Here is a 12,441-nt window from a genome sequence, read left to right as displayed (position 1 = left end):
TGAGGTGGTCAGTTTGCCGCGGAATAGGTGGTCAGCTTAAACCGAAATCAGATGGTCAATTTCAGCGAAATCTCCACGATATGTTTTAACGACTCTGATCGCTTTATAATCGGTTTTTTTGCGAAGTTTCGATGTAGCCTGCTGACCTAAATTTAAATAAGGTTATTAGCTATATCTGGAGCCCATTCCTGTGATTTTGCTACGCAAAAGGCTGATGCGGAAGCTTGATTGTCGGGGTATTGGAATTGAGAAATGTAAGTGGTGGGTGATGAACGCAGTCGGGATGAAAACAAAAACTATCAGCTGAAGTGGACAGTTTGGAACGGAATAGACTGGATACTATTACCGAAATCTACACAAATATCCTCCATCACCTGTTCTAGGTTGCAAAAGGGCTTCACTAGCAGCAGTAGGTCGCCATCCTCGGTAAAATCGGCAATCAGCAGATAGTCGTGGAAATAGAAAAAAAGCTCTTTTCTAAAGGATTCTAGTTGATAGGTCATGGATGGCTTTTAATTGTAATAGGATGGACACCTGTTTGTACATGGCTAATAATATTCCGAATTTAAGTGATTAGCAGAGGTTGAGGGTTTGCCTCCAAGAAGAATCGGTCAAGTCCATTGGAAAGGCTTGGCATCATTTGTCCTCTGTTGCTTTTGAGGTGGCTATGGGCAGGTCTGCGGGCCTGCATCACAATTTCTTTCTGGGAAATGGGAATGAGGAGTGCGCGATCAAGGTCCGAACGGACTGCAATTTCCGTCGCCAGTTCAAACCAGCTCAGTTTCCCATCATTGGAGAGATGCCAGATGCCGTTCTGGTCATCTATGAGCAGATCAATGGTATGATCGACCAGATCGGGAACGTAGGTCGGAGAAATGAACACATCATTTGCTATGTTTCGGGGGATTCCTTTTTGTAGCGACTGTAAGGTTTGGTACACGAAATTGTATTTGTCCCAGGGGCCAAAAAAGGCACTTGTCCGAACGATCAGCGCATTGGGATTTAACTTAAGTACATCAAGCTCGGCGGCAACTTTGCTCTTTCCATAGTTGTTCAATGGATTTACGGTATCCTGTTCTGTATAGCCACCCGTTTTTTGGCCATCAAATACAAGGTCTGAAGAAAAAGTGACCAGTTTGACGCCGTTTTTGGCGCAAGAGGCTGCAAGGAGGACTGGACCATCGGTATTTAATGAGAAGCAGAGGTTTGGGTTGGTTTCGGCAGCATCGACATCTACATATCCTGCCGCATTGATAATTGCCCAGGGCTGATATTTTAGGATGGCCTGCTCAACCTGTTGTGTATCGAGCAGGTTAAGTTCAGCACTATTGGGTGCGATAAAATTAATGTCCCGTGCCGTCAGCTTTCTGACGAATGCACTTCCAAGGGTGCCGCTACTGCCAATGATCAAGATCGGGGCACTTTGTGGGCAGGTGATAGATACAATACCGCCCGATTTGGGATAGATCAGTCTCTTCTCTGTATTCCACCAGCCTTTTCCATCCATCACGGGGTGATGATACAGTTGTCCTTTGGAGATATGGGTGATGAACTTGGAAACGGCAGTGGGCCTGGCTGCACCGGAACTGATATCAAATGCACCGCTTTCATAATTTCCCTTAGGTGTGGTCAATAGTTTGTCCCATCCATGTGAACCCAAAATAGACCAGGCGGTCACCGCCTTGATGTCGATTCCCTCGTGTTTTAATTGTAACGCTGATTGCCAGATGTGGTCGAGCCAACGGAGCTGCTCTTCCCTGCCGCAGTGCAAGTGGGCCTCGGTAATGGCCAAAGGCAGTCTATATCTTTCCCATGCCTGACGGATCAATTTCTTCAGCCCCATTAATTGCGCTTGATGGGTCCTGACGGCTTCAATATCGGCATAATGCTGGCGGCCGTTGCCGCCATGGGTATGCTGTGGATAGGCGGCCAGGTCTTCATCCAGGAAGCGTTCCGAGGTAATGTAATAGTTGAAGCCAAGGATATCGGGGGGTGTGGGATGTTTGGTAAAAAAGAACAGTTCCTCTTTACTGATGCCTTCGGCTATCATGTACTGCCAGAGCGGGTGTCCATGGTCCACCTTTCCGCACAACAGGTCAATGCTGAGCCATCTCCTGTAGTTTTCAAATTGGGCCTGGTGGCTAAGCGGCGGTGTGCTATGGATATGGCCCAAGTCCTCTGTGAGTACAAATTTTGCAGCTGGATTGACTTCCCGGATAGCCTGCATGGCCAATGTCGACGCCCTGCACTCGTTCAGCAGTATACGTAGAAAAGAAAGGCTGTCCCTTTGATGGGGATGCCATAGGCCGTAGAGTCCACAAAACCGTGCCGTGGTTAAAGGTTCGTTAATGGGCGTATAATGGTCAATCCATGGGAATTTTGTGGCTACCGCCCTGGCATAGACGGCGAGCTTTTCGGGAAAATCAGTCGAGTTGATGCCACAGTCCATCGGACCGGAACCATGGTGCACCAGTCCGGCGATGATCGTGACATTTCTGTTTTTTAGAAAGGTTAGGTTGTCCTCGACGGCCCAGGTGATCGGTTGGGTAGTGTCGGGCTGGTTTTTTTCCCATAGCACTGGATACCTTAATTTGGTGATGCCCAATTCACATATACCGTCCAGATAATCTCTGCGGTTATATTGGTCGTGGTAGGATAACTGGTCAAAATAATGATCCTCCACACGGTTGATACTGCATTCTATTCCGCCCCAAACTTCCATTTGATGTGTTGTTTATATTTGCGATTATGATATTTCCCTGGAAGTAAAGTGATCAGCTTGCGATGGAGATCTTGAGTAGGTTGCCCAAGGTAGCGCTGATCTGTGCCTGCATATCTTCGTGTGTTTTGTCCCATGAGATATTCTCTAGGAAGCGCTCGACCTTTGCTGTCCAGGCTTGTCTGTCCTTGCCCTTCAGCTCAAATTTTATGGCGCTGAGGAATCCATCACAGTCCGTAGAGATGTGCACCAGCTTTTTAACGCCATAGGGTTGGATTACATCTCTGATAGGGGTGGATACCACGGGAATGTTTGCGGCCAGATATTCGGGGGTTTTGGTGGGGCTGATGAAACGGGTGGATTCGTTCAGCAGGAATGGGATCAGTGCCACGTCCCAGCCGGCCAGGTAACTTGGCAGCTCCTGATAGGACTTTTGCCCGAGGTAATGGATGTTGTCCCGTCTTGGGAGTGTCCCGGGATCTATCTTGACTACAGGCCCGATAAGTATGAACTGCCATTCTGGTTTTTTTTCTGCCATCTGGGCAATCAGATCAATATCAAAACGCTCGTCGATTACGCCGAAAAAGCCAATCTTAGGCCCGATGATAGTACATTGGTCCGCTGCTTCCGGGAGCTGTTTTGCGGCACTGAAATGGTTTTTGTCGATGCTGCTGGGAAAGGGGAAGATATTGGAATGGTATTGTTTTTTGGCCTCGTACAGGGAGTGTCCACCGGTAAAGACCAGGTCCGCTTTGGCCATGAGCTGCTTTTCTAATTTGGCGATGTCCGGATCGGCAAATTTAAAAGCAAGGAGTTCATCCATGCAGTCGTAGACCGTGAGGCGGGGCTTGTGCTTACTGCTGAATTTTAATGCCATTGGCGTATAATACCAGAACAGGCAGTCATCCAGTTCAAAACCACCGATGAACTCATCGAACAGTTGGGTCAATAAGGCTTCCGTCTGGGAAGGGTCGATATTGTTGGATAGGTGAGGCACGACCACGAAAATATTTTCCGCCCGCTTGTTGATAGATAGGTAGCTGCCCTGCTGGTTGTGGAATACGTGTTCTTCATAAAAATATACGTTGGCATTTTTTGCAAACCTGCTCAATAAATGTTGGGGCCTTTGGTAGACAAAGTCCCATCTGAGGTGTGAAAGGCAGATGAGGTTGCCGGGCATGGTATTAGAATTTTCCATATATGGTTTAATTTTTAGTTATCATTTAAATTATAGTGAGAGGATACTTTAGTTAACGGCCAACAGGGATGTTTTTCCGTTACTTGTTATTCGGTCCAAACGACCGGAGCTTTTTTATGTTGACGCTATGGGATGTTGTTGGAATGCCGAATTGCGTGCTGGTATTTATTAATGGCTTGATCTTTATGACTCGGTATGCATCCTTGCCAGCCTTTTTATAACCAAATCACACGACAACGGTTTTACTTTTTACCGTATAAACTAACAATTGGGTATTTTAATACAGTCAATTCGTATTGGGCATATCTAGATCAGGTATACAACTTAATTTAGCGCAGATTTTCCATTTTCTAACGCGTACTACACGAAGCATCGACTACTTTTGGTACCTTTTAGGTCAAGCTCTCCTTGATTGACCGTTAATACGGTACGGCCAAGTATTTTGGTTGTAGATAAACTCGGTTTACGTGCCACTTGGGATCTTACTACCTCTTTTGGCTTTATAAAAAACTTTTAGATCTCAATCCGCCTTGTAATGATTGGTTATGGGCTGTCCTTTGCGACGATAAACCTTTGCCATTGATGATGGAGATAGATTTAGATAAAGGGAAGCAGCTTAAGGAAAGTGTTTATGATTACCTCATTGTAGGTAGCGGACTTTTCGGGTCGGTGTTCGCCCATGAGGCAAAAAAACGGGGCAAAAGATGTCTGGTAATAGACAAGAGAGGCCATACTGGCGGAAATGTGTACAATGAAAATGTTGCCGGGATCAACGTCCATACTTATGGAGCGCATATATTCCACACCAATGACCAGCGTATTTGGGATTATGTCAACCAATTTGTAAAGTTTAACCATTATGTCAACAGCCCCATTGCAAATTATAGGGGAGAACTTTATAACCTGCCCTTTAACATGAATACCTTCTATCAGCTGTGGAAGGTGAAAACGCCCAGTGAAGCAAAAGAGAAAATACGCTCACAGGTGGAAGGGGTAGCGATTAAAAAGCCGGAAAACCTGGAAGAGCAGGCACTTTCCCTGGTGGGCAGGGATATCTACGATAAACTGATCAAGGGGTATACGGAAAAGCAATGGGGTCGGCCTGCCACCCAGCTGCCCGCGTTTATCATCAAAAGGTTGCCCGTTAGGTTTACCTTTGACAACAACTATTTTTCGGATAAATATCAGGGCATTCCCATTGGGGGCTATAATAAACTGATCGATGGCCTGCTGGAGGGCATCGATGTACAACTGGGGGTCGATTATTTTACGGATAGAACATATTGGGATAGCCAGGCAGAAAATATCGTTTTTACGGGCAAGATAGATCAATATTATGGCTTCCGGTTTGGTCAGTTAAATTATCGCAGCCTGAGATTTGAGCATGAGATCAAGCCAGTAGAGAATTTCCAGGGCAATGCGGTTGTGAACTATACCGAAGGGGAAATCCCCTATACCCGCATCATTGAGCATAAGCATTTCGAATTCGGAACGCAGCAGCAGACGGTCGTTACCAAAGAATTTCCCCAAGATTGGGACGACACCAAAGAACCTTACTATCCGATCAATGATGACCAAAATAATAAAACCTATTTAAAGTACAAGGCTTTGGCGGATGGGGAAGAAAAGGTGGTTTTTGGTGGTCGATTGGCCGAATATCGCTATTATGATATGCATCAGGTTATTGGATCTGCATTAAAGAAGGTTGCTGTACATTTTGAAGGTGCTGTCGCATCGCAAGAAGCAGTGCTGTAATTCCTATCCCATGCTGGGACTCAAATAGCTATCCGGGGCGAGATTCCTGTATTTTAAACTAACTACTTTTTACATTGCTTTAAGTATATTTTAAAGGTAGAGCCCATGCCAGGTTCACTTTCAATGATAATTTTTCCTCCTGTTGCCATCACGATGGTGTGCACAAGGTAAAGCCCTACGCCAGAGCCCTCTGTTGAGGGTTTGATGCGCTGGAATTTGTCGAAAATATGCTCCTGGTCTTTTTTGCTAATGCCGATGCCGTTGTCCTTCACCGCCACAACCAGGAAGTTCTTGTCTTTGTAGGTACTCACTTGAATTTTTGGCGTACGGTCTACGGGAGTGTATTTGATGGCATTGTTGATCAGGTTGTAGAACAGGCTGCGCAGTTTTCGCCTTACAAAGGTAAACTCGGTAATCTGTAGGTCGTAGTCAATGATCGCCTCGCTTTGTAGGGCCTGTGGGGCCAAGGCAAGTCTTACATCTTCCAGCACGTTTTGTACATCCAGGATTTCCTCTTCCGCCTGATAGCGCTGATTAGACCATCGGGCATCTACCAGTCCTTCCACGATTGTCTTGATACCGTTAAGACTGGAGTCCAGGTTTTCCAATAACTTGATAAGTTTATTTTCGGCCTGGTCCGGCTTTCTTTTTAGGAATTCCAAGGTCAGGCCCATGGCAAGTATCGGATTCTTGATGTCATGGGTGATGGTGTCCAATAATAGTTCATGTTCGGCAACAAGCTTTTCCTGTTCCTTTAGGTCTCGTATCCGTGGGGTAATGTCAACGAAAGTGATGATCACACCGTTGGTGGTATTGGTTTTCCGAACGGTATAGGCAGGATATTCATCTGGTACCAGCGCATATCGGTGGTCTGGATTTCCTTTTCAAGGATTTTTCCCGTGGCAATCACCACCTTGATATTATCGATCAGCGTATGGTGGCGGAAATTTTCCCTGATTTCTTCGATAGGTTTTCCCACATGGTCTTCCCGTAGTTTGAACTGTTTCATCGCCGGCGGCGTAAACTTCCGTAAAATTAATTCGGCATCTACAAACAGTTGTGGGATAATGGTATTGGCAAAATAGTTTTCCAGGTCTTCATTGAGTTGTGTAAGATCGGCAATTTGTTGTTTCTGGCTTTGCATGAAAATCGTTTTAGCTATGGAATAACAGCTCAGCCGGATAATTGTGTGGATATATCAAAGGTCGGGGCAGTTCGATGGTGGTTTCGCTGTTATTATGTCGTGATGATTGCCAATATACCCATTTTATTGCCATCTCTGATAACTTGCCTGTTGCTGCCATGTAAGCACGTATTCTGCCTAGCATATACTTGTACTGGCAGGTTATTTGTTCATGATTATTTTGAAATGAAAGCACAAAAATTACCTACTGCTATCTGCTGCAAGCTGCAGGTTGATCATCGCCCCCGCTAGGTTACCAGAGGCTACCGCAGTGGCAATGCTTCTCATGGCCGACACGCAATCGCCACAGGCTAATACGCCGTAGACATTTGTCAAGGAATTATCGACTTCAATTAATCCTTTGTCGGTCAGCTTACAGCCAAGCCTCATGGGCAGGTCGCTATGCTGCCGAAAATCTGGCGTAATATAGAGTACATCAGGATCAAGACTGGTCTCATCTTCAAAAATCACTTTTTTCAGGATTCCCTTTTGATGTATCAGTTCCTTTATAGGCTTTGTAACCACGTCGATGATCCGATCGCTGAGCTGTTTGGTTTGGTACGATTGACGTCCGGCGCCGGCTCTGTCGAAGTTAGGATGGTAAGGCCGGGATTTAACCTGTTGAGCGTTAATGCCATTTGGTAGGCCGCTTCCCCCTTGGAGAGGATGGGAGCTTTTTTGCCACTGAACTCGTAGCCGTGGCAGTATGGACAGTGTACAACGCCCGCACCCCAGCATGCTTTGAGCCCTTTTATCTCTGGTAAGATGTCTGTTACGCCTGTAGCAAAAAGTATCTTTTTACCATAAAAAATATGTCCGGATTCAGTAGAAACTTTAAACCCATTGTCGATTTCCTGTATGTCGACTGCGCGGTCGTCCATTAAGCTGACCGATCTGTAATTTTTGATTTCCTGTTTTGCTACTTCCAAAATTTTTCCCGGCGGATGCCCGTCATGGGTAAGGAAATTGTGGGAGCGTGCTACCTTGCTGTTACAGGAAACACCGCTGTCTATAATCAAGGTGCTGCGTAACGTTCGCCCCAAGGATAGCCCGGCCGAAAGTCCGGCGTAGCTTCCGCCAATAATGATCACTTCAAAATTATTTGGTCGAACCATAGAACGAAGATTAAAAAGATAACTTTTGAAGTGCCCCATATAATTGACCGGCGATATGAATAGTTGCTTTTTGCACAATTTCTTCCTGGTTGCCTTCAAATACTCTCCTTTCTTCAAATAGTTTGGTTTCACCAAACAGGGCACAGAAGAACATGGTACCAACTGGTTTTTCCGCTGTTTCGCTGCCACCTGGGCGGGGTAATCCCGTAATACCGATATGGATATCGGCCGGAATCAGCGAGGTCAGTCCCTTGGTAACGGAAAGGGTAACTTCCTTTGATTCTGGTGTAAATTCGTCAATCAGGGCGGTGGGAACTTTTAGCAGCTTTTCTTTCAGACCTGCATCATAACAAATTAGACCACCCTTAAGAAAATCGCCTGCTTGTGCGCACAAACTGAAGGCAGCAGATACCTGTCCTGCCGTGGCGCTTTCGGCAAAAGCTATGGTTAGTTTTTTAGCAGCCAGTAATCTGCCGCACTGGTCAATGATTTCACGGTCCATAAATAATTATTTTCCTGTTTCTAAATGGGGAGCATCTACCGGTTTGGATTCTGGAGAACCTTTTTGGCGTAGGTAGATCGATAGGAAAACAATCCCTAGCACAGAAAGAAACTCACTTTGCCAGTTTTGAAAGGTTTCGAACCAGAAACGTGGTTCGGTTAGGAAATTGCCGATGCTGATCATAGGTTGGTGTTTAAGCAGGTTCTCCGCATTCTGGTCTTTCCAGCTACCAAACAGATGCATTGCCCAACTTGCCAGAAAAAGGATGGCAAATGCGATGGATAACGAGTGGCTATAGAGTTTCAATAACCATCCACCTTTTCTTACCGGCCAGGGCGCATCTGAATAGGGCTGGGGCTCGCGATCCACTTCCTCTTTTTCGTCCAAAGATTTTGATTCGGCTGAACCTATCTGCCTCAGACGGATAGTCAATAGCACGTATAGTGCCATTTGGAGGAATTCGCTTTCGAAGTTTTCGAATGTAGCAGATAGGAAATGTCCCGACCTCAGATAGGCCGATAGTTCACTTCCTGCCGTATTTTCTTCTGCCAATTGTTGGTTGTATGCTTTCCAACCTGTAAAAGCCTGTCCAGTAATTGCAATTAAAAATAATAAAAGAAAAACTAGGGAGAGACTGTTCCTGTATAAGAAACCCTTTGATTTGCTTGCCATTTCTAAAAGATTATTTTCCGATTTCAATGGTTTTCAGGTCTGCCATTGGTGGGCCGCAAAGTACCCTGCCATCCAGACCGAATCGACCGCCATGGCAAGGGCAGTCCCAGCTTTTTTCTTCGTCGTTAAAGGAAACGATACAGCCGGCATGGGTACAGACCGGACTAAGTGCCGTTATCAGTCCCTCCTTGTCCTTGTAGATCGCCAATTGTGTTCCTTCATGATTCACCACCTTGCCTTCATCTTTACGTATTTCTTTAAACGATTCCAAATCTTCGGCCTTAAAGCGGTCGACTACGAAATGGTAAGCCACGTCGGCGTTTTCTTTGACAAACTCGGTAAACCCTGCGATTGGTTTTATCCTACAGGGGTCAAATAGTTTGGTATACGGATTTTCGTTTTCCAATATCAGATCTGAAATAATGAGCCCGGCCATGGTTCCCCAGGTCATTCCGTTTCCGTTATAGCCGGTAGCCACAAACAGATGGTCTTCAGCCTCGTTCATTTGGCCAATGTAGGGCAGACCATCTATCGGTACATAGTATTGTGAGGACCATTTGTAGGGAATTGCCCCAATGTTAAAACGCTCGCCTGCATATTTTTCCAATTCCTCAAAAGCTTGGCGTGGATCATCGTGACCTGTCTTATGGTCTGCACCACCCAAAATGAGTATTTTTTTTCCATCAACTACGTGTGTACGGAAATAGTGATAGGGCTCCTGCATATCATAGGACAGCGCTGCCGGATGCTGACTGTCATCAGTCAGTGTGATCCCCAAAACGTAGCTGCGGTAGGGTGCGCAGCGAAGACTGAATTTGTTCATGCCTGGAGGGATGTGTGTCGCATAGACCAGGTACGGTGCCGTAAACGTCTGGTTTTGAGCTACTGCAACATATCGGCCATCTTCTTGTTTTACGTCGTTAATGAAAGTTTGGCCTTGGATGGTTCCACCTAAGTCCGTAAACGCTTTTGCTAGGCCGGTAAGGTACTTTAATGGATGGAATTGTGCCTGGCCTTCAAATTTTAACGATTGCAGAAATGAAATGGGCAGGCCATTGGTTGTACTTCGGTCTACATCTACACCGGCGTTCACTGCGGATTCGAAAATTTTGTCGAGCTGTTCGCTTTCTTTTTCAGTTTCTGAGAATAAATAGCCGACCTTGGTTTCCAGTTCACAATCTATTTGATGCTCACTTACTAATGAATGGATTGTTTCTAGCGCAAGCTTTCCGGCATCGGCAACCAATTTAGCGGCTTCCTTACTAAAATCGCTTTCTATTTCTGGATAGGTACTGTCAAAAAATGTATTGATATGTGCAGTGGTACCACCTGTGGTTCCAAAACCGATATTGCCCGCATCTAAAACCAAGCAATTTTTTCCAGCTTTTTGTAATAGCAGAGCGGTGGTGAGGCCACTGATACCAGCGCCGATGATAATTACATCATGTATACCCTGCACTGCATTGGTAGCTCCTTGTCCATCTGGTTGCTGGATATTTTGCCAAGGACTTTGGGTAATGCTATCTCTCTTTAAGCTCATGATCTAGGTGTGGGAAGTTTAGAAAGGAAAAATGGGGATGGCCGCTACGGCTGATGCTAGTTGGATCCGTCGGCAGCCATCCCCAATGTTGATTATGCGGCTACGTTAGCTTCGGAAACTGCAATTTCTGTAAGTTTTACGTCCGTTTCTTTTTCTTGTGCGAGGGTCATTTCTAGTAGTTCTTGGGCTTCGCTATGTCCCATTAACGATGCGTAGGTAACTAAACATCCGTAGCTTGCAATTTCATAATGTTCTACTTTTTGGGCGGCAGAGATCAATGCTGCATCTAATGCCGGATCACCTTCAAATTCTTCGATGATCTCTTCTGCTTCTTCCAGCAGACCTTCCATCGCCTTGCATTTTTTAGCTCTGGCTGCAATTCCAAGGCTAGAAAAAACCTGCTTCAATCGCTCAATCTGTTCTTCGGTTTCTGCACGGTGGGCAGTAAATGCTTCTTTTAACGTACTGCTTACTGAACTATCGGCCATTTTTTTGAGGCCTTTCAGTAGTTGTTTTTCTGCGCCCAGAATATCTTTAAGTTCGTCTACAAAAAGTTCGTGTAGATGCCCGTTGGGCATATTTTCTGTGTTTTGCTTTTTCATGTTGTTTTGATTTTAATGTTCTATGTACAAAGCGTATCCAATCTCCATTTGTTTCCTATTTGATTAAATAGGGTATTTTAAGTTGATTTTTAACATTTATACCTATGTTCTCTGCGTTGATTACGCTACTATTTTAGTCTAAGGTGATTGGTCTTCTAGATGGATAGATTTTCCAAATGCTTTTCTGGCGAGTCATTTGGGACCGTAGTTTTTTTAAGCCATCGAAAAATCAGGTTGTTGGGCTAGCTACGCCTTATCTCAGGCTGGCTACCTGTATTTCGCAATGGTGGTTATGCTGCCGTTGGCCATTCAGCTGCCTTGGCGGGCGTATGGATAAAAACTAGTTTATCGCAGGGCATACTGTTTGTTCACCAATCAAATGGTTTATTAACCCTAAAATTTAGAATGATGGAAAATTTAGCACCACAAGAAGGCAGCCCCAATGGGCAGATTACAAATTCACCTACCGATGGAACAGGTAAGGGGAGTGACAGGCCCAAATCGCCAGATGATGGATTTTCGGACCAGGGGAGCAAAGCGGAAGAACATGATCCGGCCGAACGGGAGCACACTACCGATGCCGATGTGCGGGAAATCCAGAATTAAATCCGGGCCTTAACGATGTAGAAAACCAAGGAAGCGAGGAATTTGATAATGATGAAAGTACAGCTTGACAGATTACGCGTTCGATTGGGAAATCTACGTCTAATTTTTAAAGAAATACGGTTTCTGGGATAATCTAAAACTTTTGGGCAGGTCGATCGCTTAACCTTTACCTGATGGGATGTTCCTATCACTAAACCTTAAAAGATAAAAACATGAACTATCCAGAAAATGAGCAAAGAGATGAACAAGGTTCGGACCAACAAAATAAAAATCAACCTGGCCAGCCGCTAGGTAATAGATCTGAAGGTGCCTTGGACCAAGATGGAGGTCAACAGGAAGATTGGTCTGAAGAAGAACCGGCTATTGATGACAAAAGCGTCGAGGATGGTGTAGCTGAAAGATACGATAAAGACGAGATTGGCGATAGCCAACAAGAGGAAGGCGTAGAAGAAGACGGAGATTTGGAAGATGGGGATCTAACCAAGGAGGAGGATACCGACGAAATTGACGAACAACAGCAAGGCAGTACACTCATTTAAAAAAAAATAA

General features: G+C 45.2%; 14 protein-coding genes. 3 read left to right on the top strand and 11 right to left on the bottom strand.

All coding sequences use genetic code 11. The features are described from left to right. Positions 1-299: 299 nt before the first annotated feature. From AC23ME_RS13575 to AC23ME_RS13565, 3 genes are all read right to left on the bottom strand, one after another. Positions 300-503 (bottom strand): hypothetical protein, encoded by a 204-nt coding sequence (locus AC23ME_RS13575; RefSeq protein ID WP_487728307.1) that lies wholly within the window; start codon positions 501-503, stop codon positions 300-302. Positions 504-565: 62 nt separating this feature from the next. After that, positions 566-2,722 carry a sugar nucleotide-binding protein gene (locus AC23ME_RS13570; RefSeq protein ID WP_487728306.1) on the bottom strand — a complete coding sequence of 719 codons (2,157 nt, stop codon included), beginning with the start codon at positions 2,720-2,722 and terminating at the stop codon, positions 566-568. Between the two features lie 52 nt (positions 2,723-2,774). Continuing rightward, positions 2,775-3,917 carry a glycosyltransferase family 1 protein gene (locus AC23ME_RS13565; RefSeq protein WP_487728305.1) on the bottom strand — a complete coding sequence of 381 codons (1,143 nt, stop codon included), beginning with the start codon at positions 3,915-3,917 and terminating at the stop codon, positions 2,775-2,777. Between the two features lie 582 nt (positions 3,918-4,499). Between AC23ME_RS13565 and glf the strand changes: the two genes are divergently transcribed. Next, positions 4,500-5,672 (top strand): UDP-galactopyranose mutase, encoded by a 1,173-nt coding sequence (glf, locus tag AC23ME_RS13560; RefSeq protein ID WP_487728304.1) that lies wholly within the window; start codon positions 4,500-4,502, stop codon positions 5,670-5,672. 62 nt (positions 5,673-5,734) lie between these two features. On the opposite strand, the gene AC23ME_RS13555 is transcribed toward glf, so the two are convergent. The 8 genes from AC23ME_RS13555 to AC23ME_RS13520 form a co-directional block, all read right to left on the bottom strand. Next, a complete protein-coding gene (locus tag AC23ME_RS13555; protein ID WP_487728303.1) occupies positions 5,735-6,472 on the bottom strand; it encodes a sensor histidine kinase in 738 nt (245 codons plus the stop codon). Next, positions 6,469-6,816, bottom strand: a complete 348-nt coding sequence (locus tag AC23ME_RS13550; RefSeq protein WP_487728302.1) for a PAS domain-containing protein — start codon at positions 6,814-6,816, stop codon at positions 6,469-6,471. The genes AC23ME_RS13555 and AC23ME_RS13550 overlap by 4 nt, the downstream gene beginning before the upstream one ends. 240 nt (positions 6,817-7,056) lie before the next feature. Beyond that, a complete protein-coding gene (locus tag AC23ME_RS13545; RefSeq protein WP_487728301.1) occupies positions 7,057-7,380 on the bottom strand; it encodes an FAD-dependent oxidoreductase in 324 nt (107 codons plus the stop codon). Next, a complete protein-coding gene (locus AC23ME_RS13540; protein WP_487728300.1) occupies positions 7,362-7,970 on the bottom strand; it encodes an NAD(P)/FAD-dependent oxidoreductase in 609 nt (202 codons plus the stop codon). The genes AC23ME_RS13545 and AC23ME_RS13540 overlap by 19 nt, the downstream gene beginning before the upstream one ends. A 10-nt stretch (positions 7,971-7,980) precedes the next feature. Continuing rightward, positions 7,981-8,472 carry a CinA family protein gene (locus AC23ME_RS13535; protein WP_487728299.1) on the bottom strand — a complete coding sequence of 164 codons (492 nt, stop codon included), beginning with the start codon at positions 8,470-8,472 and terminating at the stop codon, positions 7,981-7,983. A 6-nt stretch (positions 8,473-8,478) separates the two neighbouring features. Further along, positions 8,479-9,144, bottom strand: a complete 666-nt coding sequence (locus tag AC23ME_RS13530; protein WP_487728298.1) for a DUF6766 family protein — start codon at positions 9,142-9,144, stop codon at positions 8,479-8,481. A gap of 10 nt (positions 9,145-9,154) precedes the next feature. Further along, on the bottom strand, positions 9,155-10,684 hold the full coding sequence (locus tag AC23ME_RS13525; RefSeq protein ID WP_487728297.1) for an FAD-dependent oxidoreductase: 1,530 nt from the start codon (positions 10,682-10,684) through the stop codon (positions 9,155-9,157). 92 nt (positions 10,685-10,776) lie between these two features. Next, positions 10,777-11,286, bottom strand: coding sequence for a ferritin-like domain-containing protein (locus AC23ME_RS13520; RefSeq protein WP_487728296.1), 510 nt, complete (start codon positions 11,284-11,286; stop codon positions 10,777-10,779). Positions 11,287-11,604: 318 nt separating this feature from the next. Between AC23ME_RS13520 and AC23ME_RS13515 the strand changes: the two genes are divergently transcribed. Further along, positions 11,605-11,892: a hypothetical protein gene (locus tag AC23ME_RS13515; RefSeq protein WP_487728295.1), complete on the top strand. Its 288-nt coding sequence runs from the start codon at positions 11,605-11,607 to the stop codon at positions 11,890-11,892. Positions 11,893-12,104: 212 nt separating this feature from the next. After that, positions 12,105-12,431, top strand: coding sequence for a hypothetical protein (locus AC23ME_RS13510; protein ID WP_487728294.1), 327 nt, complete (start codon positions 12,105-12,107; stop codon positions 12,429-12,431). Positions 12,432-12,441: the final 10 nt, after the last annotated feature.

It is taken from the genome of Pedobacter sp. T50_32 (assembly GCF_057652195.1).
Note: the sequence above shows the minus strand (reverse complement) of the source record. Positions and strands in the feature narration are given on the sequence as shown.

What these genes read in the sequence shown, in the direction of transcription:
- AC23ME_RS13575 (WP_487728307.1), bottom strand. Translation starts at nt 503, where the DNA reads ATGACCTATCAACTAGAATCCTTTAGAAAAGAGCTTTTTTTCTATTTC.
- AC23ME_RS13570 (WP_487728306.1), bottom strand. Translation starts at nt 2,722, where the DNA reads ATGGAAGTTTGGGGCGGAATAGAATGCAGTATCAACCGTGTGGAGGAT.
- AC23ME_RS13565 (WP_487728305.1), bottom strand. Translation starts at nt 3,917, where the DNA reads ATGGAAAATTCTAATACCATGCCCGGCAACCTCATCTGCCTTTCACAC.
- glf (WP_487728304.1), top strand. Translation starts at nt 4,500, where the DNA reads ATGATGGAGATAGATTTAGATAAAGGGAAGCAGCTTAAGGAAAGTGTT.
- AC23ME_RS13550 (WP_487728302.1), bottom strand. Translation starts at nt 6,816, where the DNA reads ATGCAAAGCCAGAAACAACAAATTGCCGATCTTACACAACTCAATGAA.
- AC23ME_RS13540 (WP_487728300.1), bottom strand. Translation starts at nt 7,970, where the DNA reads ATGGTTCGACCAAATAATTTTGAAGTGATCATTATTGGCGGAAGCTAC.
- AC23ME_RS13535 (WP_487728299.1), bottom strand. Translation starts at nt 8,472, where the DNA reads ATGGACCGTGAAATCATTGACCAGTGCGGCAGATTACTGGCTGCTAAA.
- AC23ME_RS13530 (WP_487728298.1), bottom strand. Translation starts at nt 9,144, where the DNA reads ATGGCAAGCAAATCAAAGGGTTTCTTATACAGGAACAGTCTCTCCCTA.
- AC23ME_RS13525 (WP_487728297.1), bottom strand. Translation starts at nt 10,684, where the DNA reads ATGAGCTTAAAGAGAGATAGCATTACCCAAAGTCCTTGGCAAAATATC.
- AC23ME_RS13520 (WP_487728296.1), bottom strand. Translation starts at nt 11,286, where the DNA reads ATGAAAAAGCAAAACACAGAAAATATGCCCAACGGGCATCTACACGAA.
- AC23ME_RS13510 (WP_487728294.1), top strand. Translation starts at nt 12,105, where the DNA reads ATGAACTATCCAGAAAATGAGCAAAGAGATGAACAAGGTTCGGACCAA.